Genomic DNA, 17,216 nt, shown 5'->3' with positions numbered 1-17,216 from the left:
CCATAATCGAGCCATGGCCCACGCACTGGCGTCCTCGACCACCCGACTCGGCCCGCAGGAGCGAGCCGACGCCTGGACGGCCCTCGGCGAGCGCGAGCTCGACGTCCTCGTCGTCGGTGGTGGCGTCACCGGCTCGGGGGCAGCGCTGGACGCAGCCACCCGCGGCCTGCGCACGGGTCTGGTCGAGGCGCGCGACTTCGCCAGCGGCACGTCGTCGCGGTCGAGCAAGCTCTTCCACGGTGGGCTGCGCTACCTCGAGCAGCTGAACTTCGGGCTCGTCGCCGAGGCGCTCAAGGAGCGCGAGCTCATGCTGACGCGCATCGCGCCTCACCTCGTGCGGCCCGTGCCGTTCCTGTACCCGTTGTCGCACAGGGGCTGGGAGCGTCCGTACGTCGCCGCCGGCCTCACCCTCTACGACACCATGGGCGGCGCGCGGTCGGTGCCGCGGCAGAAGCACCTGTCGCGCGGCGGTGCGCTACGGCGCTTCCCCGGCCTGAAGCGCGACGCCCTCGTCGGCGCCGTGCAGTACTACGACGCCCAGGCGGACGACGCCCGGCACACGCTCACAGTCGCCCGAACCGCCGCCCACTACGGCGCCATCGTGCGCAGCTCGACGGAGGTCGTCGAGCTGGTGCGCGAGGCCGACCGGGTGGTCGGTGCCGTCGTCCGAGACGTCGAAACCGGTGCGAAGCAACAGGTTCGGGCTCGCGCGGTGATCAACGCGACGGGAGTGTGGACCGACGACATCCAGCGCATGGCTGGCGGCCGCGGCCGGTTCCGCGTGCGGGCCAGCAAGGGTGTGCACCTCGTCGTGCCGCGCGACCGGATCGCCGGCGAGGTCGGGCTGATCCTGCGCACCGACCGCAGCGTGCTGTTCGTGATCCCGTGGGACCAGCACTGGATCGTCGGCACCACCGACACCGACTGGCAGCTCGACCTCGCGCACCCGGCGGCGACGTCGAGCGACCTCGACTTCATCCTCACCACGGTCAACGAGGTGCTCGCGGTGCCGTTGACGCGATCCGACATCGTGGGCGTGTACGCCGGGCTGCGGCCGCTGCTCGCGGGGGAGAGCGAGGACACCAGCCAGCTCTCGCGCGAGCACGCGGTGGCGCGCCCGCAGCCCGGGCTGGTGTCGATCGCGGGCGGCAAGTACACGACGTACCGCGTGATGGCGGCAGACGCCGTCGACGCCGCGGCGCAGGACCTCGGGCCGATCCGGCCGTCGGTCACCGAGCACGTGCCGCTCGTGGGCGCCGAGGGTTACGCCGCGATGGTGAACCTCGCGCCGCAGATCGGGCGCGAGGTGGGGCTGGCGCCGTGGCGGGTGGAGCACCTGCTCGGGCGCTACGGCTCGCTCGTCGGTGAGGTGCTCGACCTGGCCGACGACGACCCCTCGCTGCTGCAGCCGGTGACGACGGCGCAGCAGTACCTGCGAGTCGAGCTGCGGTACGCCGCCACGCACGAGGGGGCCCTGCACCTCGACGACGTGCTGGCCCGACGCACCCGCATGTCGATCGACACGCCGCACCGGGGTGTGGACGCGGCGCAGGAGGCGGCCGACCTCGTGGCCGACGTCCTCGGGTGGGACGCCGACGCCGTCCGGCACGAGACCGAGGTCTACCGGGGCCGGGTGGAGGCCGAACGCCGGTCGCAGGGCCTCCCCAACGACCCCGCCAGCGAGGCCGCCAGGCTGGAGGCGCCCGAGTCGCGGCCCGGCCTGCGTCGCGTCACCGCCACCCGCTGAGCGGCGCCCGGTTCGGGGAGCGGCGTCCTTCTCGAGGGTTCCGACCGCTTGTCGAGGGGTGCAACCCTCGGCAAGCGGAGTGTCGCCCACTGAACGTGATCAACGGGGGAAGGGCGGCCGGGGCGATCAGAGGTAGTAGCGCAGCCAGAGGTAGGGCAGGCACAGGGTCACGGTGACGGCGGCCACCACGAGGCCGTATTTGGTGAACTCCCAGAACGAGATCGGGTGGCCGTTGCGACCCGCGATGCCCAGCACCACGACGTTGGCGCTGGCGCCGACGGCGGTCGCGTTGCCGCCGAGGTCGGCGCCGAGGGCGAGCGCCCACCACAGCGCGTGCGCGCCGGGCGCGCCGCCCGACGCGTCGACGAGCCCCTTCACCAGCGGCGCCATCGTGGCGACGTACGGGATGTTGTCGACGATGCCCGACAGCGCGGCCGAGCCGAAGAGCAGCCCGACGCCCGCGGCGAGGTAGTGGTCACCGACGGCGCTCGTGGCGGCCTGGCCGAGCTGTTCGATCACCCCGAGGTTCACCAGCGACCCGACCATGACGAACAGGCCCATGAAGAAGACGAGCGTCTCCCACTCGACGTCGGCCAGGTAGGTCTGCGAGGACTGGCCCGACACCAGCACCATCGCCCCGGCGCCCAGCAGGGCCACGATCGCCGGCTCGAGGTGCACCACCGAGTGCAGGGCGAACGCGGAGATGACGACGGCGAGCACGAACAGCCCGCGGCGCATGAGCTTGGCGTCCTGGATCACCTCGCGCTCCTCGAGCGCCATCACCTTGGCCGCCCGCTCGGGGTCGGCGACGAAGGCGTGCCGGAACAGCCAACGGCACAGCCCCACGAACACCACCAGCAGCACCACGATGATCGGTGCGAGGTTCGCCGCCATCTCGTTGAAGCTCAGGCCGCCGCGGCTCGCGATGATGATGTTGGGCGGGTCGCCGATGAGCGTCGCGGTGCCGCCGATGTTGCTGGCCATGGCCTCGGCGATCAGGTACGGCACGGGCTGGACGCCGAGCCGCTCGCAGACCAGCAGGGTCACCGGCGCGACGAGCAGCACGGTCGTGACGTTGTCGAGCAGCGCTGACGCGACCGCCGTGATGACCACCAGCAGCGCCATGACCCGAAAAGGCTTGGCCCGCGCGCGTTTGGCCGCCCAGATGGCGAGGTACTCGAACAGGCCGGTCTGACGCAGCACGCCGACGATGATCATCATGCCGAGCAGCAGGAAGATGACGTTCCAGTCGACGCCCGTCTCCTCGCTGAAGAACGCGACGTGCGAGCCGGTGGCGCCGATGAGCACCATGAGCGCCGCGCCGCCGACCGCAGCGGCCACGCGGTGCACCCACTCCGTTGCGATCAGGACGTAGGCGCCCGCGAAGACGACGATCGCCAGGGTGGCCTGCACCGTCACGCGTCGTCCTCCGCGTCGGCGTCGGGAGCCGCGAGAGGGGCGTGGGGGCTGTCGAGGTCGGCGAGGTCGTGCGCCAGCGTGTGGGCCACGCGTTCGTCCTCGCGGCCCGCGGCGCGCAGCACCGCCGCCATCACCCGGGGGAGCGTCACGACACCCGACGACGCGCCGTCCTCGTCGCGCACCACCACCAGCGAGGAGCTCTCGCGCACCATCACCGACGCGATCTCGACGAGCGTGTCGTCCGGCCGTACCTGGGGCAGCTCGCGTGCGGTCACCTCGTCGTCGTCCAGCAGGTCGCCGACCGTGCGTCGTCCGAGCCCGGCACACAGCTCGTCGGCGCCTGCCTCGTCGTAGGCGTGCGCGAGCCGAGGGTCCTCCCGCACGTAGCGGGGGACGACGATCCGCAGCACCTGGGAGCCCTGCAGCAGCGCGACAGGCTCGCCTCGGGCGTCGGCCACCACCACTCCGGCGAGGCGCAGCGAGGCGATGAGCCGGGCGACCTCCATGGCGTTGTCGCTCCGCCGGACGACCGGCACCTGCTCCGCGAGGTCTCTGGCCAGCATGTCGGCCACCCTAGTCAGCCGCCTCCACCCGGATCGGCCCCCTGGAACGTGTAGACAGTGACCGCGGGATGCGGCAGGACGGCGAGCGAGGGGGTGACGTGGGCCAGACGGACGTGGGCACGTCGTTCGAGGCGTTCGTGGGCGAACGGGGCCCGGCGCTGCTGCGGCTCGCGTGGCTGCTGTGCGCCGACGCGGACGCCGCCGAGGACCTGGTGCAGGAGGCGTTGGTGAAGGTGCTGCCGCGCTGGCGGCGCATCGTCGCCGGTGGCGCACCCGAGCCGTACGTGCGCTCGGTGATCCGCACGACGTTCATCGACGGCTGGCGGCGCCGCAGGCTGCGCGAGGTGCTGGTGGACGACGACGTCCACTTCGGCGACGAGCGCGCCGCCGTCGACCCGGCCGGCGACGCGGCGGTGCGGCTCACCGTGCAGGCAGCCCTCATGCGGCTCACCGCCCGCCAGCGGGCCGTGCTCGTCCTGCGGTTCTACGAGGACCTCACCGAGGCTGCGGCGGCCCGCGAGCTCGGCTGCTCGGTGTCGACGGTGAAGTCGCAGACCCGTCACGCCATCGCCCGCCTGCGGGTGCTGGCGCCTGAGCTCGCCGACCTGTTCGACCACCCCCAACCCGAGGAGGTCCGATGAGCGTGCACGAGCTGCTCGACCGCGCGGCCGACGAGGCGGTGGCGGGGCGCAGGATCAGTGCCTTCGACGTCCGGCTGTTGCGGGCCGAGCGGCGCCGCCGGACAGCCCGCCGGGGGCTGCTCGGCGTCGCCGCGTGCCTGGCGATCCTGATCCCGCTCGCCCTGCTCGTGGCGGGTGGGTGGTCGCCGACGACGCGGGCCGAGCCGGCCGGTCGCGACGGGGCGTTCGTCGTCCCGGCGCGGGTCGACGACCTCACCGGCGCGCGGCCGCTCGTGGACGAGTCCGGCGAGGTGACGGCGCGCCGGTTGTCGATGGCGTTCCTCGGCACGCTGCGCGGGCAGCTCACGCCGGTGGGGCTGGACGCGGTCACAGGCCGCGTGGTGCTGCTGCCCGAGCTCGGCACGGACGTGCCAGGGCTCGACGCCGCTGCCCTGGCTGAGGTCTCGGAGTCGGCAGTGCCTGTGCTCGTCGCCTTGAGCCCCGACGGCAGAACGGTCGTCGTCAGCTACCAGAACCCTTGGGACGCCTGGGATCTGGTGTTCGATCTCGCGCAGGGCCGGGCGATGCTGGTGCACCAGAAGGCGCCCCCCGGGCCTGACGGCGCGAACCTGCTCACCGTGGCGGCGCTGGACGGCGGGCGGTACGCCCTGCCCTCCGACGACCTGTCGGGGCTGCGGATCGGTCAGGTCGGCCTGGGCGAGCGCACCGTCGCGCTGCCGGAGCTGGACGCCGGTGCCGGGCTCGTCGTCGAGGCCGACGGTGGCGGCGCGGCGCTCGTCACGGCCGAACGAGGCGGCCGGCCGTGGATGTGGCGGCTCGACAGCGCCACTGGGCAGGTCGCCAGCGGCGCGGCACCGTGGGTGGCGACGTCCGGCTGGGCGGCCTCGCGGCCCGACGACACCGGACGCCTGGTCACCCTGGACGACGGCCGGTTGGTCGCGCACGACCTGCGCACCGGCGCCTCCGCACCGGTCGGCGTGGTGCAGCCGGACGCCCAGGCGCGCGAGCTGCGGGTGGTCAGTGCCGCCGGTGGGCGCGTCGTGGTCACCGACGACGGTCGCCAGCGTACGGCGCGGCTCGTCAGCGGTGCCGAGCCGCGCCGGCTGATGGCCGTGGGTTCGACCGGTGAGCTGCGGACGCTGACGACGTTCGCCTTGCCCCGCAGCGACTCCGGGCCGGCGACGTCGGCGCTGGCGGTGGCGTCGTCCGTGCTCGCCACTGCCGAGCCCAGGGCGGTCGACCTCGGGAGCGGGTCGGCGTCTGGCTGGTGGTGGCTGCTCCTCGTGCCCGCCGCTCTGGCGGCCGGCGCGTTCTGGCTGCGCTCGGCGCGCTCCGGCGCCACCAACCTGCCGTGGCAGCACTCCGGGCCGCCGACCCTGGGCTGAGGGACGACCGAGATGCGCGTCGGTGAGTTCACTGGTGGGCTGGTGGCCAGGAACACCGACGAGAGCAGGTGGTGGACGTGAAGGGCAAGCTGATCCTCGGCGCCGGGGTGGCGATCGGGTACGTGCTGGGCTCGCGCAGCGGGCGGCAGAGCTACGAGCGGCTCAAGGCGCGCAGCAAGGACGTCTGGAGCAGCCCGGCCGTGCAGCAGCAGGTGTCGCACGCGCAGGAGGCCGTGAAGGCGCAGGCGCCCGTGGTGGCCGAGCAGGTGGTGCACGCGGCCAAGCAGGTGGCCGACAAGGCGACGCACCGCGGCGACGACCGACAGCTCGAGAACGCCGGCAGCGGCATCTGACCCGCTGCCCCTCTCCTCCCCGCCCGTGATCATGCACGCCAGCGCACTCCGAGTGCGCTGGCGTGCATGATCACGCCGGAGGTGGGGGGCGGAAGTGGGGCGGTGCTGGGGGGTCAGCTCTCGGTGGAGGTCGACATCCCGGACTTGATGAGGTCCATGACCGTGGTGTCCGCGAGCGTGGTGACGTCGCCGACCTCGCGCTTCTCGGCGACGTCGCGCAGCAACCGCCGCATGATCTTGCCCGAGCGCGTCTTGGGCAGCTCGGCCACCACCATGATCTGCCGCGGCTTGGCGATCGGCCCGATCTCCTGCGCCACGTGGTTGCGCAGCTCGGTGACGATGTCGTCGCCCTGCTCCGCGCCGCCGCGCAGGATGACGAACGCGCAGGGAGCCTGACCCGTCGTGTCGTCGGTCGCACCGACGACGGCGGCCTCTGCCACCTTCGGGTGCGACACCAGCGCCGACTCGATCTCGGTCGTCGAGAGCCGGTGGCCCGACACGTTCATGACGTCGTCGACCCGGCCGAGCAGCCAGATGTCGCCGTCGTCGTCCTTCTTGGCGCCGTCGCCGGCGAAGTACATGCCGGGGAACCGCGACCAGTACGTCTCCTGGTAACGCTCGTCGTCGCCCCAGATGCCACGCAGCATCGACGGCCACGGCTCGGTGAGCACCAGGTAGCCGCCGCCGCCGTCCGGCACCGAGTGCGCCTCGTCGTCCAGGACGTCGGCGCTGATGCCGGGCAGCGGCACCTGGGCCGAGCCGGGCTTGGCCGCCGTGACGCCGGGCAGCGGGCTGATCATGATCGCGCCGGTCTCGGTCTGCCACCACGTGTCGACGACGGGCGTGCGGTCGCCGCCGATGACGCGGCGGTACCACACCCACGCCTCGGGGTTGATCGGCTCGCCGACGCTGCCGAGGACGCGCAGGGACGACAGGTCGAACTTCGCGGGGATGTCCTCGCCCCACTTCATGAAGGTGCGGATCGCTGTCGGCGCCGTGTAGAGGATGGTGACGCCGTACTTCTGCACGATCTCCCAGAACCGGCCCTGGTGCGGGGTGTCGGGCGTGCCCTCGTAGATCACCTGCGTCGCGCCGTTCGCCAGCGGGCCGTAGACGATGTAGCTGTGCCCGGTGACCCAGCCGATGTCGGCGGTGCACCAGTAGACGTCGGTGTCGCGGTGCAGGTCGAAGACGTTCTTGTGCGTGTAGGCGCACTGGGTGAGGTAGCCGCCGCTGGTGTGCAGGATGCCCTTCGGCTTCCCTGTGGTGCCTGAGGTGTAGAGGATGAAGAGCGGGTGCTCGGCGTCCATCGGTTGGGCCGTGTGCTCCGGCGCTGCGGCGGCCAGGGCGTCGTCCCACCAGACGTCGCGGGCGTCGTCCCACTCGACGTCCTGCCCGGTGCGCTTCACGACCAGCACGTGCTTGACGCTGGGGGCGCCCTTGGCGAGGGCCGCGTCGACCGCCGGCTTGAGCGCGGACGGCTTGCCGCGGCGGTAGCCGCCGTCGGAGGTGATGACGAGCTTGGCCTGGGCGTCCTCGATGCGGCTGTGCAGCGCCTCGGCGCTGAAGCCGCCGAACACCACGCTGTGCGGGGCGCCCAGGCGCGCGCAGGCGAGCATCGCGATCACGGCCTCGGGGATCATCGGCAGGTAGATGGCGACCCGGTCGCCCTTGCTGATCCCCAAGTCCTGCAACGCGTTCGCGGCGCGCTTCACGGCGGCGGTGAGCTCGGCGTAGGTGTAGCTGCGGGTGTCACCCGGCTCGCCCTCGAAGTGCAGGGCGACGCGGTCGCCGTGGCCGGCCTCGACGTGGCGGTCGGTGCAGTTGTAGGCCACGTTGAGCTCGCCGCCCACGAACCACCTCGCGAACGGCGCCTTGCTCCAGTCGAGCGTCTGGGTGAAGTCGGTGCTCCACGTGAGCAGGTCGCGAGCCTGCTCGGCCCAGAAGCCCTCACGGTCGGCTGCGGCCCGGTCGTAGAGGTCGGCCGTGGCGATCGCGCCTGCGGCGAACTCCTCGCTCGGCGGGAAGCGGCGCTCCTCGCGGCTCAGGTTCTCCAGGCTCGTGGTGGGGGTCTCGCTCGACATGAGGCATCCTCCGCGCGTCGCTGACGTCGTCCCTTGGACCCTAGTCAAGCGATCGCAGCCGCGACAGTGGTGGTCGGCGCGCTCCGCTCAGCGGTGCCTCCGCCTCGCCCAGCGGTCCCGAACGACGAATTCCCCGGAACTCGCACGCCTGGAGGGGTTCCAGGCGACGAGTTCCGGGGAATTTGCCGTCAGTGCGTCGGGGGTGGGGTTAGTGGACGACGGCCTTCTCGGCGCCGGCGCCCGTGAGCGAGCGAACCTCCATCTCGGCGAACTTCTCCCGGCTCGAGCTCTCCTTGCTCGTGACCGTGCCGAGCCAGCCCAGCAGGAACGCCAGCGGGATCGACACCAGCCCCGGGTTGTCGAGCGGGAACCAGTGGAAGTCGATCGACGCGTCGGTGATCATCGACGCGCTCTTGCCCGTCACCGGGTCGGCCGGCTTGCCCGACACCACGGGCGAGAACACGATCAGCGTCACGCAGACGATCAGGCCGCCGTACATGCTCCAGAGGGCACCGCGGGTGTTGAACCGCTTCCAGAACAGCGAGTACAGGATCGTGGGCAGGTTCGAGCTCGCCGCGACGGCGAACGCGAGGGCCACGAGGAACGCGATGTTCTGCCCGTTGGCGAAGATCCCGCCCACGATGGCGACCGCACCGATGACGAGCGCCGTCCGGCGGGCGACGCGCACCTCCTGCTGAGCCGTGACGTTCCCGTCCTTGATGACGTTCGTGTACACGTCGTGGGCGAAGGACGCGCTGGCGGTGATGGTGAGTCCCGCGACCACCGCGAGGATCGTCGCGAACGCCACCGCCGAGATGATGCCCAGCAGCACCGTGCCACCTAGCTCGTAGGCCAGCAGCGGTGCGGCGGAGTTGGCCTTTCCTGGTGCGGCTGCGATGGTCTTCGGCCCGACGAGCGCGGCGGCGCCGTACCCGAGCACGAGGGTGAACAGGTAGAAGATGCCGATGATCCAGATGGCCCACACGACGCTGCGGCGGGCCTCCTTCGCCGAGGGCACCGTGTAGAAGCGCATCAGCACGTGCGGCAGCCCGGCCGTGCCGAGCACCAGTGCGAGCGACAGCGAGATGAAGTCGAGCTTGGTGGCGTCGCTCTTGCCGTACTGCACGCCCGGGCCGAGGATGCTCTCGCCCTTGGCGCTGCCCTCGACCGCCTTGCCGAGCAGGTCGGACAGGTTCAGCCCGTACTTGCCGAGCACCCACAGGGTCATGATGCCGGCGCCGATGACGAGCAGCACGGCCTTGACGATCTGCACCCAGGTGGTGCCCTTCATGCCGCCGATCAGCACGTACAGCACCATGAGCACGCCCACGACGGCGATGACGACGCTCTGCCCCACCTTGCCGTTGACGCCGAGCAGCAGGGCGACCAGACCGCCCGCGCCGGCCATCTGCGCCAGCAGGTAGAAGAAGCTCACGACGAGCGTGGTGATGGCCGCCGCGGTGCGGACGGGCTTCTGCTGCAACCGGAACGACAGGACGTCGGCCATGGTGAACCGGCCCGTGTTTCGCAGCAGCTCGGCCACCAGGAGCAGCGCGACGAGCCAGGCCACGAGGAAGCCGATCGAGTACAGGAAGCCGTCGTAGCCGTTGATGGCGATCGCGCCGGCGATGCCGAGGAAGCTCGCGGCCGACAGGTAGTCGCCGGAGATCGCGATGCCGTTCTGCGGCCCCGTGAAGTTGCGGCCACCGGCGTAGTAGTCGGCGGTGGTGCGGTTGGTGCGCGAGGCCCGGAACACGATGCCCAGCGTCACGAGCACGAAGGCCGCGAAGATGGCGATGTTGACGCCGGGGCTGCCGACGGTCTCCGCGGCCTGCATGGCTGCGCTCATCAGATGCCTCCGTCAGGGCGGTGTCCGGGGTGGGAGAGCACGCGCTCGGCGAGGTGCTCGGCGGCGGGGTCGAAGCTGCGGTCGGCCCAGCGGGCGTAGATCATCGTGATCGCGAACGTCGAGACGAACTGCAGCAGGCCGAAGACGAGGCCGGTGGTGATGTTGCCCGCCAGCTTGTGCGCCATGAACTCCGGCGCGTACGTCGAGAGCAGGACGTAGAGGAAGTACCAGACCAGGAACAGGGCGGTCAGGGGGAACACGAAGCGGCGGAAGCGGCGCCGCAGCGCCACGAACTCCGGCAGGTCCTGCACGTGCATGTAGCCGGTGGTGGCCGTGCCTCCGGGGTCTTCGCCCCGGATCTCGTCGGTGGTGCTCACGCGGGTCCTCCCAGGTGGGACGGCTGTGACGCCGGTCACTCTGCTCGCGCCGCCCGCGGGGCCGGAAGCGTCAGGGGCCCGCTCGTCGCTCGGCGGTGCGTTGCGGCGTCCGGCGGTGCGCTCACGTACGCCGAGTGGCGGCCTCAGCGCGACGAACGGTCGACGTCGACGTCCTCGGGCGTGTGCAGGCGCACCATGGTGCGGGCGACGTGCGGCGGCAGGGTGCGAGGCGTCAGCAACGACACGCCCACGCTGACGGCGAAGGCGATCGGAACGGTCCAGGCTGCCGGCTGCGCCAGCAGCGAGCCCACCCAGCCCTGCCGGACGCCCGTGAGCATGGTGACGAGCACGGCCGCGCTCGCCAGCGCCCCGCCCACCGCCAGCCCGGCGAGCGCGCCGGCCCGAGTGAGCCGGCGCCACCAGATGCCGAGCACCAGCAAGGGGCAGAACGTCGAGGCGGCGACGGCGAAGGCCAGGCCCACGGTGTCGGCGAGGCTGAGCCGACCGGCGAACAGCGACAGCACGAAGGGCACGGACACCGACACGAGGGTGGCGCTGCGGAAGCCGCGCATGGTGTCGGGCATCTGGCGCAGTGCGGTGCGCCGTCGCCAGATCAGCAGGTCCTGGTGCAGCACACCGGATACCGACATCACCAGGCCGGACGACGTCGACAGGAACGCCGCGAACGCGCCGGCCGTGGTGAGGGCGCTCAGCAGCTCCCCGCCGAGCCCTGGGACGACCCGGCTCGGCAGCAGCAGCACCACCGTGTCGGCGCGGGAGCTGATGAGCAGGTCACCGGCGTAGACGCGGCCGAGCGCGCCGTACAGCGGGGGGAAGAGGTAGAAGGCGCCGAGCAGCGCGATCACGGTGAGGGTCGTGCGGCGCGCCGCGCGGCCGTCCGGGTTGGTGTAGAAGCGCACGAGCACGTGCGGCAGGCCCATCGTGCCGAAGAACAGCGCCAGCACGATGGAGTACGTCGAGTACACCGGGTGCGAGCGCCCGGACGCCCCGCTGAGCGGGCGCAGCCAGCTCTCGCCGTCGCTCGCCGCGGCGTCCACCGGCCGCGGAACGGCCTCGCCCTGCGGCACGGTGACGCGGCTGCCCGCTGCGATCTGCACCCGCTGCTGCGGCGCGACGGGCACCGCGTCGTGAACGGCCCCGCCGTCGACCCGCCCGTCGACGACGACCTGCGTGGCCACGTCGGACGTGATGGTGACCGTGCGCGCGAGCGTGGTCGTGAGGTCGACCTGCGCGCGCGGGGCGCCGGGCGCGGCGGGCGAGGGCGCGCCGGCCGACTGCCACACCAGCAGGATGAAGAACATGGGGACGGCGATCGCCGTGAGCTTCAGCCAGTACTGGAACGCCTGCACGAACGTGATCGAGCGCATGCCGCCGGCCACGACGTTGAGCACGACGACGAGGGCGACGAGCGCGCCGCCCATCCAGGTCGGGGCGCCGGTGACCGCCCGCAGCGCGATCCCGGCGCCCTGCAGCTGGGGCACGAGGTAGAGCCAGCCGATGCCCACCACCAGCACGGACGCCGCCACCCGTGCGCGCCCTGACTCCAGCCGCGCCTCGGCGAAGTCGGGCAGCGTGTAGGCGCCGGAGCGGCGCAGCGGTGCGGCGACGAGCACCAGCAGCACCAGGTAGCCCGCGGTGTAGCCGACGGGGAACCACAGCATGTCGGTGCCCGAGGCGAGCACCAGCCCGGCGACGCCGAGGAAGCTCGCCGCCGACAGGTACTCACCGCCGATCGCCGAGGCGTTCCAGCGCGGTGACACGGCGCGGCTGGCGACGTAGAAGTCGCTCGTGGTGCGCGACAACCGCAGCCCGTACGAGCCGATCGCGATCGTGGCGACCGTCACCAGGACGACGGCCACCACCGCTGCGAGCTGTGGGTCGCGTCCCACGTCAGTGTCGCTTGAGGACGTCGGTGAAGTCGTCCTCGTTCCGTTCGGCCTGCCGCACGTAGTACCGCGCGGCGAGCCAGAGCATCGGGTAGGCGAGCGCGCCGAGCAGCAGCCAGGGCAACGGCAGGCCCACGAGGTGCGCCTGCGCGACGGAGGGCGCGACGACGAAGAGCACGGGCAGCCCGCCGATCAGCACGGCAGTGGCGGCCAGGACGCTGAGTGCGAGCCGCAGCTGGCTGCGCAGCAGCGAGCGCATGTAGACCTCGCCGAGACCGGTCTGCTCGTCGATCTCGCGCGTGGCCGGGCGGTGCGGCACGCGGCGCGCGGCACCCATGAGCGGGCTGGTGACCCGCACCCGCCGGGGCCGGTCAGGTGGCGTGGCGCCGGCCCGCTGCTGGCTCACGGCCGGCCCGGTCGCGCGGAGCGGATCAACCGGTCGCGCAGCTCGCGGGTGTGCCGCCGGCTCACCACGAGCTCGTCGTCGCCCAGCCGCACGGTGAAGCGCCCGGCGTCCGAACGCACCTCGTCGACGTGCCGCAACGCGACGAGGGTGCTTCGGTGGATGCGCACGAAACCGGCTGCGCCCCAACGCTCTTCGAGCGTAGCGAGCGGGATGCGCACGAGGTGGCTCTCGGTGGCCGTGTGCAGGCGCGCGTAGTCGCCCTGAGCCTCGACGTACCGCACCTGCGAGCGCTGCACGAACCGCGTCACGCCACCCAGCTCGACGGCGATGGTCTCGTCGTCGGAGGCCGTGTCGGGGCCGCCGTCCCTCGACTCGACGGCGCGCCGCACCGCCTCGCTGAGCCGTTCGGCGCGCACCGGCTTCATGACGTAGTCGGTGGCCTGCAGCTCGAAGGCGTCGACGGCGTGCTGGTCGTAGGCGGTGACGAAGACGACCTGGGGTCGCCGGGCGAACCGCGCCAGCACGCGAGCGAGGTCGAGTCCGTCGAGGCCGGGCATGGCGATGTCGCAGAAGACGACGTCGACCGGCTCCTGCTCGAGCACCTTCAGGGCCTGCGGGCCACCGCTGGCGGTGACCACCCGGCCGATCCGCTCGTCGCGGCCGAGCAGGTAGGTGAGCTCGGCGAGCGCGGGTTCCTCGTCGTCGACGACGAGCACGCTGAGCGGCGGTGCGTCGGCCATGCGCGGAGCCTACGACGTGGTGCCCTCGCATCGCCGGTGATGCGGGGCCACCACGGTCATCGTGGGCCGCGGTGGTTGGCAGGGAGCCGGGCCAGCGCGTCGAGCGAGCGGGATCGGCCCGAATGCCCGATGATCTGAGCATGTGCTCCGTGACGCCGCCCGCTGAGCTCACCCTGCCTGTAGACCAACGGGCCCCGGGTGTTGCCCGCAAGTTCCTGCGTGAGACGTCGTGCCAGACGCACCACGCACGGGTCATGGACGAGGCGGAGCTGCTCGTCAGCGAGCTCGTCACGAACGCCGTCGTGCACGGGGCCCCGCCGATCACGGTGAACGTCGAGTGCGACGGCACCCAGGGCCTGCGCGTGGCCGTCACCGACGGCAGCGACCACACCCCGGTGCCGCGCGAGGCGGCCGAGGACGACGAGTCCGGCCGCGGCATCTACCTCGTCGACGTCATCAGCGACCGCTGGGGAGTGGCGCCGAGCCGTGGGCGCGGCAAGGCCGTCTGGTTCATGCTGACCTAGGGCCCGGCGCAGCTCAGCGGGCCGTGACGCCCGGCGCGTACTTCGGCACGCGGAAGCTGACCCGGGTGCCGGCGCCGGGTGCCGTCTCGACGACGAGCCCGTGGGCGTCGCCGTAGACCTGGCGCAGCCGGGCATCGACGTTGCCCAGGCCCACCGAGTCGGCCGACGACTCGCCCGACAGGGCCGCGCGCACGACGTCGGGGTCGGAGCCGACGCCGTCGTCCTCCACGGCCAGCAGGGCCTCGGCGCCGGCGTCCTCGGCGGTGATGGTGACGTGCCCCGTGCCGACGCGTCCCTCGAGCCCGTGCCGGACGGCGTTCTCCACCAACGGCTGGACGACGAGGAACGGCACCGCTACCGACAGCACCTCGGGCGCGACGAGCAGCGAGATCTGCAGCCGCTCGCCGAAGCGCGCCTTCTCCAGGCGCAGGTAGCGCTCGACGTTCGACAGCTCGTCGGCCAGCGTCGTGAACTCGCCTCCGCGCCGGAAGGCGTAGCGCGTGAAGTCGGCGAACTCCAGCAGCAGCTCGCGGGCGCGCTCGGGGTCGGTACGCACGAAGGACGCGATCGCCGCGAGCGAGTTGTAGATGAAGTGCGGGCTGATCTGGGCTCGCAGGGCCCGCAGCTCGGCCTCCATGGCGCGGGTGCGGGAGCGGTCGACCTCGGCCAGCTCCACTTGCGACGAGACGAACCGCGCGACCTCGTCGGTGGCCCGGACGAGCCCCGCTGAGGGCAGGCCGCCGTACGCCAGCAGCGCCCCCACGACCGTGTCGCCGCTCACCACGGGGGCCACCACCACGGCCCGCAGCGGGCAGGTGAGGTCGTCGCAGCGGGCCGTGGCGCCCGGCGCGACGGCATCACCGGAGACCACGGCCGAGCGTCCGGTGGCGAGCACACCCGCAGCGTGGGCGTGGGCGTCAGCGGCGTGCCGCGCGCCGAGGCCGTCCCAGGCCAGGCAGCGTCCCGCGGCGTCGGTGAGCGCGATCGCGGGTGTGCCCAGCAGGGCGCGCAGGTGCCTGGCGGCGCGCTGCGCGCCCGACTCGGTGAGGCCCTCCCTGAAGCTCGGGCCGGCCAGCGAGGCCGTGTGCAGCGTCTCGAAGGTGGCGCGGTCGGCCGACGAGCCGAAGTCGCGGCGGCGGCGCCCGAAGCGCGCGGCGAGTCCGGCGACCAGCACGCCTCCGGCGGTCAGGGCCGCGAAGGGGAGCAGGTTGGTGCCCGAGGCCCCAGCCGCCGCCGGTGCGCGGAGCAGGTCGTCGTGCTGCCCGACCGCCGCCAGCAGGCCCATGAGGTGCACCGTCGTGACAGTAGTCGGCGCGCGGCGCGTAGGGTCGCCGATCGTGGACGACGCCTTGCACCAGCTCGCGACGCTGCCCGGCGTCGAGGACGCCGTGACGGCCGCGCGCGAGGCCTGCACCGAGCTGCGCTGGCACCAGGCGCTGCGCCGGCGCACCGCCGAGGCGCGTGCCGAGACGGCGGCCCGGGCGGCGCGGGCGAGTGCGGCGCTCGATGGCGCGGAGCTTCCGGTCGACGTCGTGCGCGACGTCCTGCGTGGAGCGCGGCCGGCGCCGGACGACGCCGTGGGGCGCGTCGTGGCGAGCGCCATCCGCGTGACGGTGGAGGCCCACCAGCTGGGCGACGTGGTGCGCAGCGCACCCCTGCAGGCGATCGCCCGGCTGCACACCGCAGCCGCCGCCGGGCTGCTGCCCGCCGACGAGGTCGGGCGTCCCCGGCAGGGTGCGGAGGAGCCGCGTGACCTGCCCGGCCCCGGCCCCGCGCCGCGTGGTGGCGAGCTCGGCGACCGCGTCGAGGCCCTGGCCTCGCTGCTGCGGGCACCGGGCGACGTCCCGGCCCTCGTGGTGGCGGCGCTGGCGCACGGCGAGGTGATGGCGGCCCGCCCGTTCGTGGCCGGCAACGGTCTCGTGGCGCGCGCGCTGTTCCGCGCCGTCGTGATCGACCGCGGCCTCGACCCGACGGGCGTCGCGATCCCCGAGAGCGCCTGCCTCGCAACGGGTCTGCCCGCGTATGTGGACGCACTGAAGGACTACGTGGCCGGTACGCCCGAGGGCGTGTCCGCGTGGCTGGTGTACTGCGCCGACCTGGTGCGGCGAGGCGCTGCGGACGGCCGCGCCGTCGCTGACGCGGTGCTGGCCGGGCGCCTGCCGCGCTGACGCCCTCGGCCACTCAGCGGCACGAGCGCTCGAGCGCGGCACCCACGAGCGCGCTGACGTCGACGCCCACCTGACTCAGCTCGTTCGGGCTCTCGACGTTGAGACCGAAGTACCCCATGCCGCCGTCGGTGAGTCGGCCGAGGTCGCGGTGGCACCCCTGCACGTCGAGTCGCAGGGTGAGCCGGCGGGTGGCGCCGGCTGCGACGGTGACCGGCAGGCCGGGCTTGGTCGTCACCGAGAGGTACTGGCTCGCCGCCTGGGTCAGCGGCGAACCCGAGTCGAGGCTCACGGTGACCGGGTGCTCGGTGGAGTTCGCGAGCTCGAGCGCCGGCTGGGCCAGCGTCCCGATGAGCTGCACCGACATCGGCTCGACCTGCGACGACTGGGCGCAGATCGCCTGGGGTGTCTGGCTCAGCATCCCCTGGTCGGAGTCGCGGACGGTGAGCTCGTGCAGCGTGCCGTCCTCGCTGCGCACGGGCACTGAGAGACGGACCGCCTCGGGGGAGTCGCATCGCAGATGGACCCTCACCCGCACGAGGGCGTCCTGCCCGGGCTGGACGACGCCGTCGCCCGTGGCCACGGTGACGCGCGAGCTCGTGTCGACGAGCGCGCCGGCGCCCTTGGCGGCGGCGATCGTCAGGGGACGGCTGCCGACGTTGAAGACCCTGACGCTCACGGGCAGCTGCACCTGCCCCGACTCACCGGTCGTGCCACCGTCGAAGCCCACGGCGAGCGCGAACGCCGAGACGGCGGCGCGGGCTGCCGACTCCTGCGTCGCAGCAGCTCGGCGATGCGCCACCCACGCGCCGGCGGCTCCACCCGCCACCAGTGCCCCCACGAGCACGATCGCGAGCACGGGCGAGATGCGCGCGGCGGCCTGCCGCACCCAGTGGGGGAGCCGGGGCGGTCCGGGTGGCCGTCCGGCGTGCTCGTGCGGATCGGGGAGGTCGTCGAGCGAGACGACGTCGATCGGGCCGAGGCCTGCGCCCCCGCCGTCGCTCGTGCGCCCCGAGTCGAGCACCTCGTACCCCATCCGCGCATTGTGTCCTGTGG

At 72.9% G+C, this 17,216-nt stretch carries 16 protein-coding genes; 6 read left to right on the top strand and 10 right to left on the bottom strand.

All coding sequences use genetic code 11. The annotated features are described in order from the left end of the window. Positions 1–13 precede the first annotated feature (13 nt). Entirely contained in the window at positions 14–1,747 is a 1,734-nt protein-coding gene (locus ASD06_RS15475) for a glycerol-3-phosphate dehydrogenase/oxidase (RefSeq protein ID WP_056679687.1), read from the top strand. 126 nt (positions 1,748–1,873) lie between these two features. Here ASD06_RS15475 and ASD06_RS15470 read toward each other — a convergent pair whose 3' ends face one another. Both ASD06_RS15470 and ASD06_RS15465 read right to left on the bottom strand, forming a co-directional pair. Beyond that, on the bottom strand, positions 1,874–3,166 hold the full coding sequence (locus tag ASD06_RS15470) for an SLC13 family permease (protein ID WP_056679685.1): 1,293 nt from the start codon (positions 3,164–3,166) through the stop codon (positions 1,874–1,876). Continuing rightward, on the bottom strand, positions 3,163–3,729 hold the full coding sequence (locus ASD06_RS15465; protein WP_157371754.1) for a CBS domain-containing protein: 567 nt from the start codon (positions 3,727–3,729) through the stop codon (positions 3,163–3,165). Before ASD06_RS15465 ends, ASD06_RS15470 begins: the two co-directional genes overlap by 4 nt. 98 nt (positions 3,730–3,827) lie before the next feature. Between ASD06_RS15465 and ASD06_RS15460 the strand changes: the two genes are divergently transcribed. From ASD06_RS15460 to ASD06_RS15450, 3 genes are all read left to right on the top strand, one after another. After that, complete coding sequence (locus ASD06_RS15460) at positions 3,828–4,370, top strand: SigE family RNA polymerase sigma factor (RefSeq protein WP_200942249.1); 543 nt, start codon at positions 3,828–3,830, stop codon at positions 4,368–4,370. Then, complete coding sequence (locus ASD06_RS15455) at positions 4,367–5,755, top strand: hypothetical protein (protein WP_056679676.1); 1,389 nt, start codon at positions 4,367–4,369, stop codon at positions 5,753–5,755. The genes ASD06_RS15460 and ASD06_RS15455 overlap by 4 nt, the downstream gene beginning before the upstream one ends. A 77-nt stretch (positions 5,756–5,832) precedes the next feature. After that, a complete protein-coding gene (locus tag ASD06_RS15450; protein WP_157371753.1) occupies positions 5,833–6,108 on the top strand; it encodes a YtxH domain-containing protein in 276 nt (91 codons plus the stop codon). Positions 6,109–6,221: 113 nt separating this feature from the next. Here ASD06_RS15450 and acs read toward each other — a convergent pair whose 3' ends face one another. From acs to ASD06_RS15420, 6 genes are all read right to left on the bottom strand, one after another. Next, positions 6,222–8,192 (bottom strand): acetate--CoA ligase, encoded by a 1,971-nt coding sequence (gene acs, locus ASD06_RS15445; RefSeq protein ID WP_056679670.1) that lies wholly within the window; start codon positions 8,190–8,192, stop codon positions 6,222–6,224. Between the two features lie 208 nt (positions 8,193–8,400). After that, entirely contained in the window at positions 8,401–10,041 is a 1,641-nt protein-coding gene (locus ASD06_RS15440) for a cation acetate symporter (RefSeq protein ID WP_056679667.1), read from the bottom strand. After that, complete coding sequence (locus ASD06_RS15435) at positions 10,041–10,358, bottom strand: DUF485 domain-containing protein (protein WP_056681072.1); 318 nt, start codon at positions 10,356–10,358, stop codon at positions 10,041–10,043. The genes ASD06_RS15440 and ASD06_RS15435 overlap by 1 nt, the downstream gene beginning before the upstream one ends. Before the next feature lie 203 nt (positions 10,359–10,561). Further along, positions 10,562–12,328 carry a cation acetate symporter gene (locus tag ASD06_RS15430; protein WP_200942248.1) on the bottom strand — a complete coding sequence of 589 codons (1,767 nt, stop codon included), beginning with the start codon at positions 12,326–12,328 and terminating at the stop codon, positions 10,562–10,564. 1 nt (position 12,329) lies between these two features. Continuing rightward, on the bottom strand, positions 12,330–12,731 hold the full coding sequence (locus ASD06_RS15425; RefSeq protein ID WP_200942247.1) for a hypothetical protein: 402 nt from the start codon (positions 12,729–12,731) through the stop codon (positions 12,330–12,332). Next, the gene (locus tag ASD06_RS15420) at positions 12,728–13,471 is read right to left on the bottom strand and encodes a LytTR family DNA-binding domain-containing protein (protein WP_056679664.1); all 744 of its coding nucleotides are present in this window, start codon (positions 13,469–13,471) and stop codon (positions 12,728–12,730) included. The genes ASD06_RS15425 and ASD06_RS15420 overlap by 4 nt, the downstream gene beginning before the upstream one ends. 122 nt (positions 13,472–13,593) lie before the next feature. Here ASD06_RS15420 and ASD06_RS15415 point away from each other — a divergent pair, with 122 nt between their 5' ends. Beyond that, a complete protein-coding gene (locus ASD06_RS15415; protein ID WP_157371752.1) occupies positions 13,594–13,995 on the top strand; it encodes an ATP-binding protein in 402 nt (133 codons plus the stop codon). A gap of 13 nt (positions 13,996–14,008) precedes the next feature. Here ASD06_RS15415 and ASD06_RS15410 read toward each other — a convergent pair whose 3' ends face one another. Continuing rightward, positions 14,009–15,280 (bottom strand): histidine kinase, encoded by a 1,272-nt coding sequence (locus ASD06_RS15410; protein WP_082538110.1) that lies wholly within the window; start codon positions 15,278–15,280, stop codon positions 14,009–14,011. Between the two features lie 52 nt (positions 15,281–15,332). On the opposite strand from ASD06_RS15410, the gene ASD06_RS15405 reads away from it, so the two are divergent. Further along, a complete protein-coding gene (locus ASD06_RS15405; protein ID WP_200942246.1) occupies positions 15,333–16,163 on the top strand; it encodes an oxidoreductase in 831 nt (276 codons plus the stop codon). Between the two features lie 13 nt (positions 16,164–16,176). Here ASD06_RS15405 and ASD06_RS15400 read toward each other — a convergent pair whose 3' ends face one another. After that, the gene (locus tag ASD06_RS15400; protein WP_056679658.1) at positions 16,177–17,196 is read right to left on the bottom strand and encodes a hypothetical protein; all 1,020 of its coding nucleotides are present in this window, start codon (positions 17,194–17,196) and stop codon (positions 16,177–16,179) included. Positions 17,197–17,216 lie beyond the last annotated feature (20 nt).

The sequence above is a fragment of the Angustibacter sp. Root456 genome, from assembly GCF_001426435.1.
GTDB lineage: Bacteria > Actinomycetota > Actinomycetes > Actinomycetales > Angustibacteraceae > Angustibacter.
Note: the sequence above shows the minus strand (reverse complement) of the source record. Positions and strands in the feature narration are given on the sequence as shown.

Bases quoted from the DNA above. Each gene is read 5' to 3' on its own strand.
- ASD06_RS15415 (WP_157371752.1), top strand. From the start codon at position 13,594: ATGCCCGATGATCTGAGCATGTGCTCCGTGACGCCGCCCGCTGAGCTC.
- ASD06_RS15420 (WP_056679664.1), bottom strand. From the start codon at position 13,471: ATGGCCGACGCACCGCCGCTCAGCGTGCTCGTCGTCGACGACGAGGAA.
- ASD06_RS15455 (WP_056679676.1), top strand. From the start codon at position 4,367: ATGAGCGTGCACGAGCTGCTCGACCGCGCGGCCGACGAGGCGGTGGCG.
- ASD06_RS15465 (WP_157371754.1), bottom strand. From the start codon at position 3,729: ATGCTGGCCAGAGACCTCGCGGAGCAGGTGCCGGTCGTCCGGCGGAGC.
- ASD06_RS15475 (WP_056679687.1), top strand. From the start codon at position 14: ATGGCCCACGCACTGGCGTCCTCGACCACCCGACTCGGCCCGCAGGAG.
- ASD06_RS15440 (WP_056679667.1), bottom strand. From the start codon at position 10,041: ATGAGCGCAGCCATGCAGGCCGCGGAGACCGTCGGCAGCCCCGGCGTC.
- ASD06_RS15400 (WP_056679658.1), bottom strand. From the start codon at position 17,196: ATGGGGTACGAGGTGCTCGACTCGGGGCGCACGAGCGACGGCGGGGGC.
- acs (WP_056679670.1), bottom strand. From the start codon at position 8,192: ATGTCGAGCGAGACCCCCACCACGAGCCTGGAGAACCTGAGCCGCGAG.
- ASD06_RS15435 (WP_056681072.1), bottom strand. From the start codon at position 10,358: ATGCACGTGCAGGACCTGCCGGAGTTCGTGGCGCTGCGGCGCCGCTTC.
- ASD06_RS15410 (WP_082538110.1), bottom strand. From the start codon at position 15,280: ATGGGCCTGCTGGCGGCGGTCGGGCAGCACGACGACCTGCTCCGCGCA.